Raw genomic sequence first — 20,677 nt, forward strand, 5'->3', positions numbered from 1 at the left:
CAATGAAAAACAAACTTTATATATTGATAATAATATTGCTGCCTTTGCTGAGTTTTGGACAAAGTTCTTACCAAAAAGGTGTAGAATATTACAAAAAAGCAGACTACAAAAATGCCCAGATAGCATTCGATGATGCACTAGATGAAGACATTGAACCGGCATACAATACCCTAACTTACAGAGGATTGTGTAAATATTACCAAAAACAATACAACGAAGCATACGAAGACTATAACCTTGCTGTAAAAGACCTCAACAAACTCGGATACACCAAAATCGGAGAAATGCCCGCCAATATTTTGAAAGCATATGGTTTGACGCTATATGACAGGGCTTTAGCCCAACACAAACGTGGACAATACAACGAAGCCATCAAAGATTTTAACTTTGCTTTGATGTACAAATACAGTTCTGGCGATTGCTACTACCAGATTGCAAACGCCTACTACGCTCTTTCTGATTTTGGTAAAGCTGCAGAGAATTATACGCTCAGTATGCCCTATAAACCAACAGATTACAGTTTGTATTACTGGCGTGGAAATGCGTATCTGAGCAATGGTAAATGGAAACAAAGCATAGCGGACTTTGATTTTTATATCAAGCAAAAACCCAATGATCCTTACGGATACCATTACCGAGGTTTTTCAAAAATCATGTTGGACAACATCGATGAGGCAATAGAAGATACCCAAAAATCTATCGACCTTAATATGAAAGACATCTATTTGGCTTTCAGAAACTTAGGCATGATATATATCAAATTGGAAGATTGTGAAAAAGCCAGAGAGAATTTTGAATATGCCATTAAATTAAATTCAAATGACAATTTCAGCAAAAACAAACTCGAAACCTTAAGTGTCGATTGCGGCGAAACTGAAGAAGAGAAAGTGGTTGTAAAAAATACCCCTAAATATTCAAAACCAACCATCAGCTGGGTATATCCAGCACAAGAAACTATAGAAACTTCAGAAAATGTAGTAACCATAAAAGCCTGTGTAAATAGCTCAGAAAAACCAACCATGAGTTTGTATGCCGACGGCGTTGAGTTAACTTCTAGAGATTTCGTAATTGTGCCGTCCAAACAACCCGACTGCCCATATAGATTTGAAAAACAAGTAACTATACCACCCAACGCCAATCTTACCAGCCTCAGATTTGTGGCTAAAAACTCTGGAGGAAGTGTGGAGTCAAGTCGAAAAATATACAAAATAAAATCGCAAAATCCAGAGGCTGAAGAGCGGAGAATAGCCCTTTTGATAGGCAACGCCGCCTACAAACACAAACCGCTCAACAATACGCTGAACGACGTGGACGACATGGCCAAAAAACTTGAAGGATTGGGTTTTAAGGTAATCAAACACAAAAACCTGAAAGCCGAAGAAATGAGCATGGCCTTCATAAAATTCGGTAGAGAACTGGCCAGTTATGATGTGGGCATGTTTTTCTATGCTGGCCACGGTTTGCAAAACGGCAGCGGCACCAATTTTCTGGTACCCATAGATGCCGAGGCCATCAAAACCGACCAAGATTTCAACAAATATTGTGTAGAAGTGGACGAGCTTTTTGGACAAATGAAAAAAGCCAACTCAAAAGTAAACATCATCATTTTGGATGCATGTCGCGACAATCCGCTAGATGCCAGAAACGCCACCAGAGGCTCAGGTTCACGAGGCCTGTCTGCACCTACCCAAAACCCACAAGGCTCATTTATATTTTATGCTGCATCGGCCAACCAAACGGCCTTAGAAGGCGAAGGAAGCCGAAACGGTATTTTCACGGGAGAATTGCTGAAGTTTATTGACAAACCCAACCTTAAGCTAGAGGAAGTAGTAAAAGAAACCTCAAAAGCCGTAAAACTCAAAACCAACGACCAGCAAAAACCCGCTTGGTATTCCGAGTTTGATGGAGATTTTTATTTTAGGCATTGATATTATTTTGCAAAATAGCTATTCATAGAATAGAGACTGCTTAGGATATTATTTTTTACATATAGAATTGCTACTGAGTTTTTCACAATTGCCTTAAAGTGTAAATTTCATAGGGTGGTTTTAAATCAACAAAGCTTGTCTCAATTTTGCCTAATCACCTTCATCGCTTCTTCAAGAATAGTATCTTTGCCTTTGTCCATATCTCCTTTGGTCATGTCTATTTTGATGTCGGGATCTACCCCATTTTCTATATTAAAACCATTTCGGTCTAAAGTTATTGAACCAGAAACTCGTAAAATCCAACCATTACTTAGCTCAGTGGCTGTAGGTAAGCCTCCGCCACCACCTGTTTTTCCACCAACCAGTGTTACGTTTTTAAGACCTTTCATAAATGCTGCAAACATATTGGTAGCACTGTAACACCCACGGTTTGTCAGAATTACAAGGGGTTTGTCGAGATAGGTTTCAACTTCTTTAGCAGGATAAATTTCAGACTTTTCTTCTACAAAATCATTTTTACCTGGTCCGTTTTTATGAAATTCAGTTCCCAATAACGTCGTATCGCTAATAAATCTGCTTGCCAACTTATCTATATTTATGACGGCACCTCCCCCATTATTCCGCACATCCAATATCAAGCCTTTTTTTGTTTTTGACTTTTCTAAAATATAATCGAGGGCTTCGTCCGAAATGCTATCTATGAACGAATCGTACCTAAAATAAGCCACATCGCCAAAATCAAAATAAGAGAACGGAGACACAATCTGAGTGCGGCCTTTGAAATAGTTTCTGTTCAATAAATCTCCAGAATAATTTTCAGGATAATCCAAAAATACTTCAGGATTTCGTGAGACATTAAACTTGGAAATGAGGTTGGTGTGTTCATCTTTTAGCTCATACAGCATGTCATAACATACTTGAAAAAGCTCTTCGTCAGACATATTATCACTTATCCGAGTCTGGTATTTGTTATAAATTTGCTTCCAATCCACATTTTTAAATTCAAAAAAAGCATACTTCTCATTTACGAAAGTCCATACTTGATCAAAGATTGATTTCGGGGTATTTTCAGGCTGAGGCTTCATGAAAAGGCTCTCGCATGACAACAAAAAAACGGCAAATACTAAAACGATATACTTTTTCATATTTACTTGACTTTATGAAGATTAGCTATTAAATAAATGGTGTGGGTGCCGTTGATTACACTTGGATATTTGCTTGGTTTAAGGGCTTGTAAGTTCCAACCATATCCCAGCATTGGACTTATACTTGTAATACGCTTTTTGTTCGGAAATCTCAACAAAAGCCTGCTATTGATGGCATTGTAAGTGTTTGGAAGAAAGCCGTCAAACTTGTTGTTGGTAAAATTAGAGGTAAAGGTTGGCGTCCAGAATCCTACACTTGCCATTGATGCCGAAAGACTATAATCGATGGCATAATTTCTTCTAAATAACCGAAATTCCCGAACATACTTCATTTTTGGGTTAAGACTTAAAAATACTTCAGATGCGATAGAATTGTTATCGTATTCGGGTCCAAACCTAGCCGATACATTTAAAGACATTTGGGCTCCTATTGCAAAGTTTTTACTCACTTTTCTCAAATAATGCCTTGCCAAAGACATATTTCCGGAGTATGAATTAGCTGTTCCGTTTGCTGATTTATAAAATGGCAAGGCACTAAAATATCGCTCAACTCCCCTTTCATATTTAGTTCTATCCACCACTTTGCTTCCAAAAATAGCCAGTCCAAAACCTCTAAATTGGTTTTGAGAAAAACTCTGCTGTTGTAGGTTTTGTTGAGCTAATCCCAAACCATTATACTTATAAATACTTTCGGAATTCCATTCTTTTTGTCGCCAATTATCCATTTCTTTTTTAATATCTTTTAAAAAATGTTGCGAATAACAATGGGTGGCCAAAAAAAGTAGTATTAACAGCTTCTTCAATTTCAATTATTTTTTTGTAAAAATAACCTTGATTTCAATTCTTCGAAATTCTAAAGCTTATTTTTAAGTATTATTTGTTCAGAAATTCAATCCTATCTCTTTTTGATGGAAAACTCAAATTGATTTAAATATTTGTTTTATATCTTTATAGCAAATTCAACCCCTTGTTTCAATGAAAATCAAATACCTCCTTTTATTTGCCCTTACGCTTTTTATGCTAATTTCTAAGTCTGCCGAATCCAAGAAAAAACCCATAAAAACGCTCATCGTAGATGGTCAGAATAACCATAGCCATTGGCCAAAGATTACCTACATGATGAAGAAATATTTGGAAGAATCGGGTCTTTTCAAAGTGGATGTGCAACGCAGTGCCTACACTTGGGGCGAAGCCGAAGGCCAAATAAATGATTTTGTGATAGCAGGTATGCCCAAAACAGAAGCTGAAAAAAAGCCAAAAGCTGACCCAAATTTTTCGCCAGATTTTAAAAAATATGACTTGGTAATTGTCAACTTTGGTTGGAATGCCGCCGCTTGGCCAGAAAACACCAATCAAGCCTTTGACAATTTCGTGAAAAAAGGTGGCGGAGTGGTAATTATCCATGCCGCAGATAATTCGTTTCCAACTTGGCCGGCTTATAACCAAATGATTGGTTTGGGAGGCTGGGGCGACCGCACCGAAAAAGACGGCCCTTATGTATATTTTGACGATGCTGGCAAATTGGTCAGAGACAACTCGCCAGGAAAAGCTGGCTCACATGGCCCACAGCACGAATACACCATAGAAGTCAGAGAAACCGAGCATCCTATAACCAAAGGTATGCCGATGAAATGGCTCCACGCCAAAGACGAATTGTATGATCGTTTGCGTGGCCCAGCCGAAAACATGAAGGTTTTGGCCACGGCATATTCTTCAAAAGAAAACAGAGGAACAGCTCGCCACGAACCCATGCTCATGACCATAGACTACGGCAAAGGTAGGATTTTCCATACACCGATGGGCCATATCGACTATTCTGTGGAGTGCGTTGGATTTATCACTACCCTACTCCGTGGCTCACAATGGGCAGCTACTGGAAAAGTGACTATTCCGATTCCCTCAGATTTTCCGGCTGTAGATAAGACCAGTTCGAGGGCGTTTGTGAAATAGGCTAAAAACAAATTATAGATTTATCTCCAAAATAATAGATTTAGAACCTAAAATGAAAAACCTAAAACTAGTTCTAACATTTCTCTTCGGTGCGTTTATGGTTTTGGGAGGAGTAAATCACTTTCTAAAACCAGAGATGTACTTTCCTTTTTTTCCTGATTTTTTGCCGAAGGAAATTATAAACTATTTTACTGGAATTGTCGAAATTGCTTTGGGAATTGGAACTTTCATTCCTTCTTTTAGAAAAATGGCAACTTTGGGCATTTTAGTATTGATGTTGTTCTTTCTACCTTTGCACATCTTGGACGTTTTCAAAGAAAGCCCAGCCATAGGTAGTCATCAAGCTAGCTTAATTCGCCTCCCGATACAATTTCTATTTATTGCTTGGGCTTGGTATATCAGCAGAACTAAATAGAAATTAAAACGAATTTTATGAAACGACTGGCTTTCTTGCTTATTCTTCAAGTTTTTTCTTTCCAAACTTTTGCACAAAATCGTGAAAAAGACAAGGCTGAAATATTGGCAGTACTTACAGACTTTTTTGAGACTTTCACTCATCCAGACATGAAGTATTTTGACAGAAATTGTAGTTCTGATTTTCAGCTATTAGAGGTAGGTGAGGTATGGGAAAGAAAGGAAATACAAGCTTATGTGGATAGGATGACCGCCAAACCCTTGACTTTTGAACGCACCAACCAGTTTGATTTTATTAAAGTCAAATTTTACAAAAATATGGCTTGGGTAAGCTACTACAACACCGCCACTATTAGATCTTTACAAGACAATTCTATAAAGAAAAGAGAATGGCTAGAAAGCATAATACTAGAAAAAGTAAAAGGCCGATGGGTTTTGCAACAAATGCACAGTTCGGTTAAAAAATAAAAAGGACAAGTAATTTTCCAGGAATGCACGAATCCAATAATTCGTACATTTCTGGCTTTTAAAACACTACTTTTTCATCGTTTTTAAATACTTCATTAAGTCCAAAATCTCTGGCTCTTCCATGTTGTCAAATAACCCTACTGGCATGAGTGAAGTTGGCATAACTTCTCTAGACTGAATATCTGATTTGTTGATAAATACCTTGTCTTGTCCAACAATCCGCATGGTCAATTGTCTATCATTCTCTGAAATTACGTTGCCAGAATAGGTTCGTCCATCACGGGTAATAACCACCACCAATTTGTAATCATCCTGAATTTCTCCGCTCGGATTCAGTACATTGAATAGTATGTAATCCGTATTCACACGGTTTGAACCTGTTAGTTCTGGTCCGATATTTCCACCCTTCCCATACATTTTATGACAGCTTCCACACACAGTTTGGAAGACTTTCTCTCCCTTTATTGGATTTGCTGTTACCAAAGCTTTATCATTTATCATCCTTTGGTATTTGGCATACGATTTTTCCAAAGAAGGCTCTTGCTCTATCGGCCCCCAAACTTCTATAAATCCACTTCCTACCACTCTCAAGAGTTGTCTGGCAGCATAAGGCGGCACATCACGCTTGGATATTTTTTGAGATTTGATAGCCTGCGTAAGTTCCCAACCATATTTTGATCTCGAAGAAAGCGTTTGAATGGCCTGTTGTTTCTCGGTAGCAGTGAATTCGTTATAATTGGCCACCAATAATTTCCCAAATTCGGGCCTATCGTATTCTGAAATAGCCTTAATCGTCTCTAATCTAAGTTTAGGGTCGTTCAACAAAGTTGGAATTTCAGCTACCAATTCTTCTCTTTTTCTTAAAGAAAGAGACTGAATAGCCTGTTGCCTTTGGAGAATTGGAGCGTTTTTGTTTTTCAATGTAGCCATCTGTTGTTCAGATGCTTGCGTATCACCAAATCGTTGCGAAATTTGGTTGGCCAAAGTCGCGGACTCTCCTTTCGTAGTTTTCAATTTTGTAGAAAGTCCAGCCCAATTTTTAGGAGCTTTTAGGTCAAATCTTCCCTCCAATCCATCTCTCATTCCTTTCAAAATCTCCACTTGGTTCGAAGGGTTTTTTACCAAAGAACTTACGATAGCTTCTGGATTATTAGCATCTACCAATCTTCTAGAAATATAATTTGAAATGAGCGGAATCTTAGCTTGATGTGCCAATGCCATAGCCCGAGCTGGATTTTCTTTTACTAAACCTTCCAGACCAAACCATATCATTTTGGGTAAATTATGATCCTCAGCATCTTCACCATGTAGTGCCAATCCTTCAGATATTTGCCAAGCGGTAGGGTTATCAACTCTCTGGATAGCAGAAGCCAAATACAATCTAACTACAGCCGAAGGGTCCTCTTTCGCCATTTTCACAAACTCCTCTTTGGCATTTTGATCAGCGTTTTTGTCTTCGCAAAGCATCTGAATAGCCCAAGCTCTTATGTGTTCATTTTTGTCTGAAAGCGATTTGTATAGTTCATCTTTGCTAATATTATTGGTGATAAACAAAGCCCAAAATGCCCTTAGTCGGTAGTCTGCATTACTATTAGTTTCAAATATAGTTTTCAAATCTGTCAACGCTGAGGCATCTAACTTACTTTTTAAAGCTCTATTTTGTAAAATCAACCTAGCCCTTCTGGAATGCCAATCACTGGTATTGGTTTGTAAAGCTACCAATTGCTTATCAGACATTTTGTTCAAATCCTCATATCTACCTTCCCAATTGATGGCCTTGTTCTCTTTAGGCATTATTCTGAAAACCCTACCCGTTTCGCCGTTCACCACTTCTTGGCCGCAAATGTCGGCATCGTGCCAATCTAACACATAGAGTCCTCCATCTGGCCCCACCTCCATACTAAAACCTACCCACTGAGCATTGTTGGCTGTCAAGAGTTCGTCGCCATGTTTGGCCACAAAACCAGAGCCTTTTTTCTCCAAAATATCAGACAAAACCGCATGCTCATGGATATTGGCCATAAATATTCTACCTTGATGCTCTGCCGGAAAAGCATCTGATTGATACACCCTGGCACCGCCATGGGCCGAGCGATGACTGTGGTCGGCAATGGTTCTGATGTCGCTGTAGGTATAAGGATTAAAATGCTGTCCACCTTGGCGGTGATAGATGCCTCCTGGTATGATGTGCCACATATGAGGTATCACACAAGCACTTATAAACAGTTGACCCTTAGCGTCATAATCGATTCCCCATGGATTACTAAAACCGTGTGAAACCACCTCAAACTTGTCTTTTGTTGGGTGGTATCTCCACACACCACCGTTAATGTCTACGCCTTCCCCTTGCAAAATATCTTCTGGAAATGGGTCTTTGTGTCGGTAAAGTCTGCCTTTACCTACTGGTTTTCTAACTTTAGATGGTGTAGCAAATCCTTGGCAACCATAAAGCCAGCCATCCGGACCCCAATGCAAACTGTTGAGCGTTTCATGTCGATCCCGAATTCCCCAGCCGGTTAGTCTCACTTCAATGTCGTCCATATCGGCTTGGTCGTCGTGGTTTTTATCTGGCACAAAAAGTAAGTTGGGCGGTGCTCCCAAATACAATCCATCAAATCCCACAGCCATGGCCGCAGGAAAAGCAATACCTTCTAAAAAGACTTTTTTAGAGTCCGCCACACCGTCGTGGTTGGTGTCTTCCAGTATCAATATTCTGCTGTTACCAGCGTTCGAAAATCCTTTGCCCCTTGACTCATAATCTCGGTTTTCAGCTATCCAAAGACGGCCTTTGTCATCCCAACAAAACGCCATTGGTTGCGTAATCATAGGCTCTGCTGCCCATGTGTTTACCTTGAAACCATCTTTTAGAGTCATATTGGTCACAGCTTCCTCTGGCGATAAAAACTTTGCGTCTCTTCCTTCTTTTTGGGCTATTCCCCAAAGTGCCCAAGTCAAATTCTGACCACTGTACTCACCCCACATATTGTTGATTTCGACATCATTAAGCTGACCCGTATATACAATCAACTGATGTTTTATGACCTCAACCTCTCCTTTTTTTATGTTCCAATCAGCTGTTCTGGCACGTGCGGGCCCTATTCCCAACTGACCGTCCACACGCCAGTATTGCGGAAATCCTTTGTTTTCGGGGTGGTCAAACACCGCCACATGAACTCTATCTTTTCTGCCTTCTATAGTCATGCCGGCATCTACCCACATGGCACGCTGCCCTTCGGCTTTTTCATTTTTCTGTCTTGCTGCATTTACTACTTCTCCGTCTATTCCTTCTCGCCATAGCATCCTTACAAACAAGCCACCATAATCATATTTACTTATCGTCACATCGGTTTGAGCATCACCTTCCCAGTCTACATTCAGTACATATTTCCCATCTTTTTCTTGCATAGTCCAAGTTTGGGTTTCTCTCAAAACGGCATTTCCTTTTTCGTCCAAAAGGTCGTAAACCGTTTGCCATTTCACCTCAGCACCCTTGGCTTTGATGATTTTGGCAGAAACTTTTCTCCAATAATCACCCTCTGGATGATGAAAATAATCTCGACCGTTTACTCGGGTATAGCCCCAGTAAATGCCCGTTTGGTGTTTGTGATGGCCAGGGCTATATTCGGTAATGACGCCTTTTCCGTCCGGAGCCATTATGGGGTGTAGGTACGGTCGAAAGTCCTTTTTGGCTACTTGTGTAAGTATCGGCGTAGTTCCTGAAAGCCGAAAAACAGAAATGGTTTGTGCTTTTTCGTCTTGGACAATCCTTAGTTGACTTATTTTTGGAGGAGAAAAAGCCTCTGGTTTATCGTTTTGTACAAAAAACAACAAAAGGCTAAAAATAGCCAAGTGAATGGCCAGAAAGAAGTTCTTCATAAAGGAAAAGGTTGAAATTGACCTAAATTTAGAAAATTTTGGGTAAAATCAAGAGTTTTAGAAAAATCAATCTTATTAGAACATAAAAAAGTGCATCCGAAATATCAGATGCACCTATTCAAAAAATCAAAGTATGTCGGTCTTAAAATCTTATTTCAACTCTTCCTTAAAAAAAGCAATGGTTCTGTCCCAAGCCAATTTGGCGACTTCAGCATTGTAGCGAGCAGGCGACGAATCGTTGTTGAAAGCATGTTGAGCTCCTTCGTAGATATAAAGCTTATAATCAATTTTATTTTCTTTCAAAGCTGCCTCATATGCGGGTATACCCTCGTTTACACGCTCGTCCATTCCAGCGTATTGTAGCATAAGTTTGGCTTTTATTTTAGGAACATCTACTGCAGCAGCTTGTCGGCCATAGTAAGGAACGGCGGCATTGAGCAATGGATCGCTCACAGCCATGGCATTGGCGATAGCTCCACCCCAACAGAAACCTACGCAACCGGTTTTCTTGTTGCTATTTTTCAATGCTCTCAAATAGTCCAAGCCACTTTTTATATTTTCTATATTTTGAGCAGGATCCAATTTTGGAAACATGGCTCTGCCTTCGTCTTCGTTGGCAGGAGTACCACCAAATGGCGAAAGTGCGTCTATGCCCAAAGCTATAAATCCTGCTTTTGCTATTCTTCTTGTAACATCCTTGATATGAGGCGTTAGTCCTCTGTTTTCATGTACTACCAATACCGCCCCAAGTTTACCTTTTGCTTTTTTGGGCATAACCAAATAGCCTTTCATGGTGCAGTTTTTCGAGGCATAACTGATGTCTTCCATCGTTAGGTCTTCATCTTCTTCTGAAACTTGATTGGCCAAGGCATATTTACCCTCTAGCATGGGCAGAATGGCCATTGCAGCAGCTGTGCCACCAGCAAGTTTGGTTAGTTTTGCTAAAAAATCCTCTCTTTTCAGAGGTTTGTGGGTGTATTCGTCAAAAAGGTTGATAATTCTCTGATCCATAGTGTTTTTGGTTTAAGAAATCAATTTAAATATTTTATTTGGCGTATCAACTTATAAATCGACAAAATCCTGTAAATAATCGCTGGATTGGAATTTTCCACTTACCCAAACTTTATGTTTTCAGTTTTTAAGTCTAACTTCACCCCCATATTCAACCATAAAATATGAAAATCACTCTTATTGCTTCTCTGTTTTTATTTTTTTCTATTAGTCTGGAGGCCCAAACCATCCCATTACCGGAGCATCCAAGGCCTGATTTTGAGCGAGTAGATTGGGTCAATTTAAACGGAAAATGGGAGTTCGAATTTGATAGCCTAAGCAAAGGCGAGGCCCAAAATTGGCAAAAAGGAACTGCTAAATTTTCTAAAACCATCCATGTGCCATTCCCTTGGGGAGCACCGCTTTCAGGGGTAAAAGATGAGGCGGATATCGCTTGGTATCAGAAAAGTATCACGGTCCCAGAGTCATTCAAAAACAAAAAATCTTTCGTGACCATCGGAGCTTCTGACTGGGAAACAACCGTTTGGTTGGATGGAAACCTTTTAGGAAAACACCAAGGAGGTTACACGCCGTTTTCTTTCGATATTACTTCCTTCGTAAAACATGGCTCAGCCCAGAAGTTGGTCATAAAAGTAGATGACAAACGCCGTGAATTTACACTTTACGGCAAACAAGGTTATGGCAATGCCAGAGGCATTTGGCAGACGATTTACCTTGAGGCACGTGGAAATAGTTATCTAGATTACGTTCATTTTACACCCGATATTGACCAAAATAAAGTAAAAGTATCAGGCGAAATTATTGGCGGGGATACTAAAGACAACGTATTGAAGATCAAAGTGAAAGACCGTTTGGAAACCCTAACTTTTACTGTTCCGAAAGGTCAAAAAATGTTTGAGTTTACTTTTGATGTTCCCAACGCTAAACTTTGGACATTGGAAAATCCTCATCTTTACGATACAGAGGTTTCTTGGGGAGATGATGTGGTGAAAACCTACTTTGCCATGCGTAAAATATCTGTCACCAAACTGCCTGGCACCGATATTCCTTATGTGGCCTTGAACAATAAACCCATTTATCTTCAACTTACGCTCGACCAATCGTACCATCCAGAAGGTTTCTACACTTTCACGACGGATGAATTTATGAAAAACGAGATTCAACTTTGTAAAAACATAGGCCTCAACGGCCTACGTACACACATTAAAGTGGACGTGCCTCGCAAGCTCTATTGGGCTGACAAACTGGGTCTTTTGGTAATGGCCGACTTACCCAATTTCTGGGGGGAGCCTGATGCACAAGCCCAAAAAGAATCGGAGTTTACACTTCGACAAATGATTAGGCGTGACTACAATCACCCAGCAATATTTTCTTGGATTGTTTTCAACGAAACTTGGGGACTAAGAACCAAAGTGAAAAACGAAACTACCGGAAAAGTGGAAAGTCAATATTTGCCAAAAACCCAAAACTGGGTGGCCTCGATGTATTATTTGGCCAAATCGCTGGACCAAACACGCTTAGCTGAAGACAATTCTATCTGTTGCGGTGCTGGCCATACAGAGACCGATATCAACTCATGGCATGAATATTTACCTGGCTACGAGTGGGAAGCCCACATGCAAAAAATAGACAAAGGCACCTATCCGGGTAGCAGTTTTCATTTCGAAAAAGGCTTTACCCAAGGCAACCAACCTATGATAAACTCGGAGTGCGGCAATGTGTGGGGCTATGATGGCAGTACAGGCGATGTGGATTGGAGCTACGACTACCACCGTATGATGAACACCTTCAGAGTTCACCCAAAAATGTCAGGCTGGCTATATACCGAACACCACGATGTGATAAACGAATGGAATGGATACTGGCGTTTTGACAGAACCATGAAATATACTGGGGTGGGTGATTTGGCAAAAGGCATGACAGACAAAGATTTTCATTCATTGGTATATTTATCTAATGGTCAAGACATTATGCATACGGTAAAAGCAAACGAAGAGGTGTCAGTACCTATTTTTGTATCTGTAATGGAAGATATTAATATGGTGGATAATGTGTTTTTGGTAGAATATTCACTTGAGGGCGTTAATCAAATCGGAAATACGGTAAAAGTGGGTGAAGGTAAACTCAATTTACCTTTTGAACCTTGGATGCAGAAAGCTTTTGATCCTCTAAAAATCAAAATGCCCGAAACCAACGGGGTTTACACGCTCACATTTACACTCAAAGACAGCAAAGGCGGTACGGTTTATCACAAAAACTTTGTGTCGTTTGTCGTGACAGACGGAAAACTTCCAGCGGGCGTTTCCATCATTGAAAAAGCAACAAATGCATATTCAGATGCCAAATGGTCTTTGAAAAAATGGGAGATTATGGGTGGTAAAAAAGTAAACGGTGCCGGTAATGGTAGCTTTACTTACACCTTCGAAGGCAAATCTGTAAAGGCAAAGTCGGGTTACTTGTTGATGGAATTGGGTGCGAAAGAGTTGTTTTTCAAAGATCGCGAAGGATCAGAAATCAAAAATAGCGACTACATGCTAGGAGCTAAAGCCGAGCCAAGTCAGAATCAGAATTCGTATCCAATGACAGATGAGAAGAAATTTCCTTCAAATCTGAAGGTTTTTGTGAATGATGCTTTTGTAAAAACGGTAACTTTAGAAGACGACCCAGCTGACCATAGAGGAATATTGAGCTGGCATAATCAGTTACAAAACAGGAAGTTGTCGGAAGCAGGCAGCTATGGTTACATGGTAAAAATACCTTTGACCAATAGCCAAATAAAATCTCTAGAAAAAACAGGAAAACTAAGCGTGAAACTGAGTGTGGACAACGGTGGAGGCTTGGCCGTTTATGGCAAAGAGTTTGGCAGATATGCTTTTGATCCATCTATTGTGCTGCTGAAGTAATATGAATAAATTTTTAATTGTATTCTTGTTTTCCTCGTTTTGGGCAAATGCACAAACGCCCAAAAACTTTGAATTCATAAAGGCCGACTCCTCATTTAATTGGCCTACTGATGTGTTTTCATTTCTACCTCCAGAAATTAAATTTGGAGGAATTTCAGGTATAGAATTTTACAATAATGCCCTATTTTTGGTATCCGACCGAGCTTTCAAGTCTGATACCAATCAAAATTCTTATCTTTTCAAGATGGACGCTGTCGGCCAAATATCGGCTGCTTTTAAATTTTTTGGCGTAGACAATGCCGAGTCGATTCGTTTTGATAATCTTTCTCAAAAAATGTTTTACGCCTTCGAAAGAGAGGACTCAACAGGTATCGGTTATACCAATGAAAACAATATTCCAACCAATCTGGTGGCATTTTCAATGAAAAACGACACCCTAACCGCTGAAAATCGAGGAATCGAAAGCTTGTGTTTTGATGAAAATAAAAACCTTTGGTTTGCATTTGAGTCGAGTTTGGGTTCGTCTGTTTCATTGTTTCAATGTCCTTATGAAGCAACAACGAACAACTATAATTACAAAAAAAAGAAGGTTTTTCAATACCCATTCGATGCCAGAAGTTGCATAAAATCCGAACAGGTACTCAATGGAAATGTTGGAAATGGAATAACAGAAATATTACCTTTTGAAAACAACAAACTTTTGGTAATGGAGCGGTGCTTTGATGGTAGTTTTATAACCATGCGATTATTTGTTGCAAGTATTCCATCCATCGGGAGTTCTATATCTAAAGAACAAGTGTTTGAATTTAGCATAAAAAACGAACTTCTCGGGCAAGGACACGCCCTAAGACCCGATAATTTCGAAGGAATGGCCTGGGGGAAAGAAGAAGACGGCCGAAGAATCCTTTATGTTATCAGCGACGATAATTTTAGCCCAAAAAGGCAACGGACATTGCTTTTGAAGTTGAGAGAAGTTGATATTCAAAAATCAGATAAATAGCGAAATTATGAATCTTGAAAAAGTAAATATTGCAGAGAAGTTTTCGCTTTTCCATGACCATTGGAACCCGAGAATTGTCGGAGAGCTCAACGGACAACACATTAAATTGGTCAAACTTCAAGGCGAGTTTGTTTGGCACAAACATGATATGGAGGACGAGCTGTTTTTAGTAATCTGTGGTATACTCAAAATGGAATTTAGAGACAAAACTGTCGAAATCCGCCCAAATGAATTTATCATCGTGCCGAGAGGTGTAGAACACAGACCTGTGGCCGACAATGAGGTGGAAATCATGCTTTTTGAGCCTGCATCTACTTTAAATACTGGCGATACGAAAGGAGAACTAACACGAGAGGTTTTAGAGAAAATTTAGGAGATGATTAGAAGCAGAATAATAACCTGTTCTTATTTTTAAACACATAGAAGCATAGATAGCATAGTTTAGGTTTTAAAACCCTAAGACGCTTAGAAATAGACTTAAGCAAAAAACGCAGTGAAACTCGATAACGTAAAGAATATAAAAAGAAAACTCTGATTAAACATTGCCAAAAAAACAATTACATATATGAAAAACAGAAGAGATTTTCTAAAAACATTGGGGCTTTCCGGAGCCGTATTTTTGTCTGGCGAAGCATTTTCGGCCGAAAGTTTTGTGGCTTCGAGAAGTAAGGTGAAACTCCGCTTTATCGTAGCTTCTGATGGTCATTATGGTCAGCCTAAAACTGAGTTTGATGCCATGCATGATTCTTTGATTGGCCATGTAAATATGTTTGCAGAAAAAGAAAAAGTAGATTTTTGTGTGATTAACGGTGATCTTTTTCACGACGACCCCAATCTTTTGCCACAAGTAAAACTTAAGCTTGACCAGCTCAAAACGCCTTATTACGTAACCCGAGGCAACCACGACAGAGTGCCGGATAACCGCTGGGAAGAAGTATGGAAAATGCCTTTAAACCATAGTTTTACAACAAAAAATCATGCAGTAATATTGGGAAATACTTCCAACATCAAAGGTGAATATCTGATGCCCGACCTCAATTGGATGAGAAGCGAACTCGAAAAGGCTAAGGCACAAACAAACACCTTTATTTTTCTACATATTCCACAAATTCCATGGGTAGAGCACTGCATCGACAGCCCCGATTTGATAAAACTTTTTGGAGAATACAAAAACATCAAAGCCATTTTTCATGGACATATCCATTCACTTGATGGCCTTAAAATGCACAATGGCATTCCCTACCTTTTCGATGCCCATTTTGGCGGCAATTGGGGCACCGAATACCGCGGTTTCCGAGTAGTAGAAGTCATGAAAGACAACTCCATACTTACTTACATGATGAATCCTACTGTTAGGATTTTGGAGGAGAAGATTTAGGTATGGGTTATTCCAGAAAGATAGTTAGATTTGGATTCATTATTTCATATATCCATGGTATTTAAACTTGAATTTAGTTAACTAAAAAATAATGTAATGAAGTACTTTCTCCTGTTCCTATTAGTGTCTTTGGGTACGAATGGTCAAAAATCCAACAACCCCAACGTTATTATTATTTTATCGGATGACCAAGGCTGGGGCGATTTAAGTTTAAACGGAAATACTAACTTATCTACTCCCCACATTGATAATTTAGCAAACACAGGCATATTATTTGAGAATTATTATGTAAACCCAGTTTGTTCTCCCACTCGAGCAGAGCTCCTCACTGGCCGATATCACCCTCGAGGAGGGGTATATAGCACCTCAGAAGGGGGAGAAAGATTAGACCTAGATGAGACTACTTTGGCTGACGTTTTTAAAAAAGCAGGTTACAAAACAGCCGCTTACGGAAAATGGCATAGCGGCATGCAACCCCCATATCACCCGAATTCACGCGGATTTGATGATTTCTATGGATTTTGCTCAGGCCATTGGGGTAACTACTTCAGTCCAATGCTAGAATACAATGGAGAAATAGTAAAGGGAAATGGCTTTTTGACCGATGATCTCACTAATAAAGGACTAGAATTTATCGATAAAAACAAAGATACTCCTTTCTTGCTATATCTGCCTTTAAATACCCCACATAGCCCTATGCAAGTACCTGAAAAATGGTGGGCAAAATTTGAAAAGAAAAATATAGAAATGAGGTACGGTGGGGAAGAAAAAGAAGATATCCTTTTTACCAAAGCCGCATTAGCCATGTGTGAAAACATAGATTGGAATGTGGGAAGAATTACTAAAAAATTAGAAGAGCTTCAGCTCGCTTCTAACACTATTATAATCTTTATGTCCGACAATGGCCCTAATAGTTTTCGATGGAACGGAGGAATGAAGGGCAGAAAAGGTTCTACCGATGAGGGCGGGGTGCGTTCGCCTTTTATTATTTCATGGCAAGGGGAAATACCAAAAGGTAAAAAAGTAAGTCAAATAGCAGGAAGTATAGATCTGCTTCCTACTTTGGTTGATTTGGCAGGAATTCAAATGCCGACACTCAAGGCATTGGATGGCGTTAGTCTTAAACCCCTGATGTCAAACAAAAACATAAAGTGGCAAGATAGACTTATTTTTAGCCATTGGGCTGGAAAAACAAGTGTAAGGAGCCAAAGATTTAGGTTAGACAGTGATAAAAAACTATTTGATATGGTTAATGATTTGGGTCAATCTAAAGCTGTAAATTATGAATATCCAACAGAAGCACAAGCATTAATAAACGCAGTAGCGAATTGGGAGAAAGAGGTTTTGTCTGAGTTGCCCAAAATAGACCATAGGAGTTTTCCGATAGGCCACCCCAATTATAAATTTACACAAATACCCGCCAGAGATGGAAAAGCCAGCGGTACCATCAAGCGATCTAGTCAACATCCCAATGATTCATTTTTTACCAATTGGACTAGCACCGCAGATAGTATTTATTGGGAAGGAGAAGTGTTAATGACTGGAATTTATGAAGTAGAGGTATATTATACGCTACCCTACGGAAATATTGGGACTGAACTGGAACTAAGTTATAAGGGGGAAAAACAATCCGGGTTAGTTACAGAAGCAAATAATCCACCATTAAAGGGAATGGAAAATGATCGAGTGAAAAGAACCGAGTCTTATGTGAAAGATTTCAAACCTTTAAAATTAGGAAACCTTTATTTAAAAAAAGGCTCAGGAACATTAACCCTAAAGGCAACCAAAATACAAGGAAATCAATCTATCGACTTTAGTTTATTGACACTGAAGCGAGTAGATTAATATAAATGTTTATGATCCCAAGCATTTAAATGACGCTTTGCTAGTAGCCCATTTTGTGCAAACATTCAGCAGATATAAAATTAATTTCTGCGGACTGAAAGAAGAAAGTTGTACAACGTCTCATACCCTGCTTTGAAGTTATTTCTGTCTTTAAATGAAGTCCGCAATTTTTTTATTTACGATGATTTTTAAAGCCAGACCGACAAGTCAGACTTCAAAAACGAGCATGCCACAGAATCAAAAAAATTCAATCTTCACCCCCACTTCTTCACCAATCCATCCAAAAGCTTATTGGTTACTGGATTGATAATCATTCTTTTGGGGTCGGCTTCAAACCACGCGATGGTTTCTTTGATACCTTCGGCGTATGGAATGGTGGCTACGTAATCGGGTACCAAACGTTTGATTTTAGTGTTGTCAAATATTGCACAATGCGATTTATCGCCCCAAAGGCCACCTTCTTCCGACTCAAAGCCGTTTTCGTTGGCGTATTCTATGATTTTCTTGGAAGGTACATGCACAATATCGGCCTTGGCTCCTGCCGCTTCTGCCAGTTGGGTGTATATTTGGTTCCAAGTAAGTACTTCGTCAGAGGTGATGTGATAGGCCTCTCCTATCGCTGCTGGTCTGCCCATCATCCCTAAGAACGCCTTAGCGAAGTCGCGGGCATGGGTAACTGTCCAAAGTGATGTGCCGTCACCTTGCACCACCACGGGTTGGCCTTTACGCATACGATCCACGGCATTGAACTCCGTCCACCCTCCCAATGAAAGCGGAAAGACAGAATAGTATGTATGCGAAGGGCGAATGATGGTCATCGGGAAATTTTGCTCTCTGAAGGCTTTTACCAGTAAATCTTCACATGTAATTTTATCTCTTGAGTATTGCCAATGCGGGTTTTTGAGTGGTGTAGACTCTGTGATGATGTAGTTTGTAGGTGGTTTTTCATAACAAGATGCCGAACTGATGAATACATATTGCCGAGTTTTGTTTTTGAAAAGATCGATGTCACGCTGGACCTGCTGAGGTATGTAGGCAATCCAGTTAACCACCACATCCCATTCGTGGGTTTTCAATACATTTTCGGTTTCTGCAATGTTTTCAATATCGGCCACAAGGTTTTTTACGCCCAGTATCGGCTCTCTATTTCCACGGTTAAGGTGATAAAGGTCTATGCCATGTGCAACCGCCATTTCACTTAATGGTGTACTGATATTGCCTGTACCGCCTATAAATAATACTTTCATTTTTTGATTCTATATTTTGTCAAACTTAGAAAATAATTGAGAATTTTTCGTGAAAATTAAAAACGCGTTTGTAAAAAAGAGCTAACCGATATCATAAAAAAAGGCTTTACGACAACGCTCGAAGTGACATTCTTCGGCCAAAATGAATATTTTGGACTTCCTGAATTAGTACAGATTAATAATAAAACCCTCAATATTCCCTCAGCTCCACTTTCCGGAATTCTACTTCGGAACCTTCAGCTTGTAAGGCTATTTGACCTTTGCTGGCCGTTGCCAAACCTTCGTTTACTAGGTCGCCGTTTACCCATACGGTTATTTTATTTCCATCGCACCTTACTTTCATCATATTCCACTCCCCTACTGGTTTTTCAGAATTATCCGTGAGGTTTTTTACACGGCGTTCTTTGCCTTCGGTTACCCCCCAATCTTCTTTTTTTCCTCGACGTGCTTCCATATTTGGTGTAACTACATCCTCACCGATACACCAAAAATCTCCAGCATTGGTATGCATGAGTTGGCATTCTATAGATTTGGGAAACATTTTGTATAGAATTCTTGGTGTAGAACAAAACACCAAAACGCCGCAATTTCCTGGCTTTCCAGCAAAACGATACTGCACTTCCAGCTCAAAGTTTTCATAGATTTTGTCGGTGATGATATGGCCCTGAGGTTCAGCGAGACTTACCAATTTACCCTCTCTGATAATAAATGGATTTTTACCCTTGGGGTTTTCATCCAGTTTGGGTACGTCAATATGCCATCCAGTAAAATCTTTCCCATTGAACAGGTTCACTACCGGCGGCTTTTGAGCGAAAACAGTGCTCGATAGTATTGAAAATAAAAATGCAAATCTTTTTATCATTGAAATTGAGATTGAATTTTAGCCCTAAATTTCAATAAATAATGGCATTCTTTTGAGTAAAATCGATTTTATTTACTAAAAATCAAGTTCAACTTAATAGGAACCTCCTCGGCTATCAAATCATTCTTTAAAGTCGAGAAAAAATCTGGAGCCTTGTAGTTTATTCCCCACCATGATCTGTAAAGGGTTAGTTCAGCCGTGGCTTTTGTGCTAGTTTGCATGGGTATCATTTTCAAGGCAAAAGAAACTTGCTTTATTACGCCTTTGATGGTCAAATTGCCCTGAACGTTGTAATTGTTCGGCACAGTGCTTTTCTCTATTTTGGTAGTAACAAAATACGCCTTTGGAAATCTTTTGACAGCAAAAAAATCCTCTGATTTTAAGTGTTCTGCCAACCCATCTTTATCTGGTCTAGCGTCCAATGTTTTGATGGTATTCATGTTTATTTCGAAGTACGCAGATAATATTTTTCCCGTTTTATCCATCGTCATATTTCCAGAAGAAAAATGAATAATTCCCTCATGACTATCTGTGGACATCCACATTTTTCCTTTCCAATTAATTGTACTTTCTGCTGTGTTTAGCACTAACTTTTGCTGAGAAAATGCTGGCAAAAAAGCTATTAGGAGGAGTAATATTGTTTTACTCAT

16 protein-coding genes are annotated in these 20,677 nt (G+C 39.5%); 9 read left to right on the top strand and 7 right to left on the bottom strand.

The genetic code is table 11. The annotated features are described in order from the left end of the window. The first annotated feature begins 2 nt into the window (after nt 1-2). Nucleotides 3-1,928 carry a caspase family protein gene (locus tag EGI24_RS00565; RefSeq protein ID WP_255046210.1) on the top strand — a complete coding sequence of 642 codons (1,926 nt, stop codon included), beginning with the start codon at nt 3-5 and terminating at the stop codon, nt 1,926-1,928. A gap of 140 nt (nt 1,929-2,068) precedes the next feature. Here EGI24_RS00565 and EGI24_RS00570 read toward each other — a convergent pair whose 3' ends face one another. Next, on the bottom strand, nt 2,069-3,073 hold the full coding sequence (locus tag EGI24_RS00570; RefSeq protein ID WP_255046211.1) for a S41 family peptidase: 1,005 nt from the start codon (nt 3,071-3,073) through the stop codon (nt 2,069-2,071). Between the two features lie 2 nt (nt 3,074-3,075). Next, complete coding sequence (locus tag EGI24_RS00575) at nt 3,076-3,798, bottom strand: hypothetical protein (protein ID WP_255046212.1); 723 nt, start codon at nt 3,796-3,798, stop codon at nt 3,076-3,078. A 250-nt stretch (nt 3,799-4,048) separates the two neighbouring features. On the opposite strand from EGI24_RS00575, the gene EGI24_RS00580 reads away from it, so the two are divergent. From EGI24_RS00580 to EGI24_RS00590, 3 genes are read left to right on the top strand one after another with little or no spacing between them, the layout of a single operon-like run. After that, nucleotides 4,049-5,023: a ThuA domain-containing protein gene (locus EGI24_RS00580; RefSeq protein ID WP_255046213.1), complete on the top strand. Its 975-nt coding sequence runs from the start codon at nt 4,049-4,051 to the stop codon at nt 5,021-5,023. A 52-nt stretch (nt 5,024-5,075) separates the two neighbouring features. After that, nucleotides 5,076-5,438 (top strand): hypothetical protein, encoded by a 363-nt coding sequence (locus EGI24_RS00585; protein WP_255046214.1) that lies wholly within the window; start codon nt 5,076-5,078, stop codon nt 5,436-5,438. Between the two features lie 17 nt (nt 5,439-5,455). Further along, complete coding sequence (locus EGI24_RS00590; RefSeq protein WP_255046215.1) at nt 5,456-5,905, top strand: nuclear transport factor 2 family protein; 450 nt, start codon at nt 5,456-5,458, stop codon at nt 5,903-5,905. A 66-nt stretch (nt 5,906-5,971) separates the two neighbouring features. On the opposite strand, the gene EGI24_RS00595 is transcribed toward EGI24_RS00590, so the two are convergent. Together EGI24_RS00595 and EGI24_RS00600 are read right to left on the bottom strand one after the other, a co-directional pair. After that, the gene (locus tag EGI24_RS00595; protein ID WP_255046216.1) at nt 5,972-9,781 is read right to left on the bottom strand and encodes a PVC-type heme-binding CxxCH protein; all 3,810 of its coding nucleotides are present in this window, start codon (nt 9,779-9,781) and stop codon (nt 5,972-5,974) included. A gap of 150 nt (nt 9,782-9,931) precedes the next feature. Continuing rightward, nucleotides 9,932-10,792 carry a dienelactone hydrolase family protein gene (locus EGI24_RS00600; RefSeq protein WP_255046217.1) on the bottom strand — a complete coding sequence of 287 codons (861 nt, stop codon included), beginning with the start codon at nt 10,790-10,792 and terminating at the stop codon, nt 9,932-9,934. 164 nt (nt 10,793-10,956) lie between these two features. Here EGI24_RS00600 and EGI24_RS00605 point away from each other — a divergent pair, with 164 nt between their 5' ends. The 5 genes from EGI24_RS00605 to EGI24_RS00625 all read left to right on the top strand — a co-directional run bounded on the left by EGI24_RS00605 (nt 10,957) and on the right by EGI24_RS00625 (nt 17,918). After that, nucleotides 10,957-13,695 carry a glycoside hydrolase family 2 protein gene (locus tag EGI24_RS00605; protein WP_255046218.1) on the top strand — a complete coding sequence of 913 codons (2,739 nt, stop codon included), beginning with the start codon at nt 10,957-10,959 and terminating at the stop codon, nt 13,693-13,695. 1 nt (nt 13,696) lies between these two features. Next, a complete protein-coding gene (locus EGI24_RS00610) occupies nt 13,697-14,695 on the top strand; it encodes an esterase-like activity of phytase family protein (RefSeq protein WP_255046219.1) in 999 nt (332 codons plus the stop codon). Between the two features lie 7 nt (nt 14,696-14,702). Further along, entirely contained in the window at nt 14,703-15,068 is a 366-nt protein-coding gene (locus tag EGI24_RS00615; protein ID WP_255046220.1) for a cupin domain-containing protein, read from the top strand. A 192-nt stretch (nt 15,069-15,260) separates the two neighbouring features. Then, nucleotides 15,261-16,073, top strand: coding sequence for a metallophosphoesterase (locus EGI24_RS00620; RefSeq protein WP_255046221.1), 813 nt, complete (start codon nt 15,261-15,263; stop codon nt 16,071-16,073). Nucleotides 16,074-16,169: 96 nt separating this feature from the next. After that, entirely contained in the window at nt 16,170-17,918 is a 1,749-nt protein-coding gene (locus EGI24_RS00625; RefSeq protein WP_255046222.1) for an arylsulfatase, read from the top strand. A 254-nt stretch (nt 17,919-18,172) separates the two neighbouring features. On the opposite strand, the gene EGI24_RS00630 is transcribed toward EGI24_RS00625, so the two are convergent. The 3 genes from EGI24_RS00630 to EGI24_RS00640 form a co-directional block, all read right to left on the bottom strand. Then, complete coding sequence (locus EGI24_RS00630) at nt 18,173-19,165, bottom strand: SDR family oxidoreductase (protein WP_255046223.1); 993 nt, start codon at nt 19,163-19,165, stop codon at nt 18,173-18,175. A gap of 190 nt (nt 19,166-19,355) precedes the next feature. Further along, nucleotides 19,356-20,024, bottom strand: coding sequence for a DUF1080 domain-containing protein (locus tag EGI24_RS00635; RefSeq protein ID WP_409035461.1), 669 nt, complete (start codon nt 20,022-20,024; stop codon nt 19,356-19,358). A gap of 71 nt (nt 20,025-20,095) precedes the next feature. Further along, nucleotides 20,096-20,677: a YceI family protein gene (locus EGI24_RS00640; protein WP_255046226.1), complete on the bottom strand. Its 582-nt coding sequence runs from the start codon at nt 20,675-20,677 to the stop codon at nt 20,096-20,098.

The sequence above is a fragment of the Lacihabitans sp. CS3-21 genome (assembly GCF_024343675.1).
In the GTDB taxonomy this organism is placed as follows: Bacteria; Bacteroidota; Bacteroidia; order Cytophagales; family Spirosomataceae; genus Leadbetterella.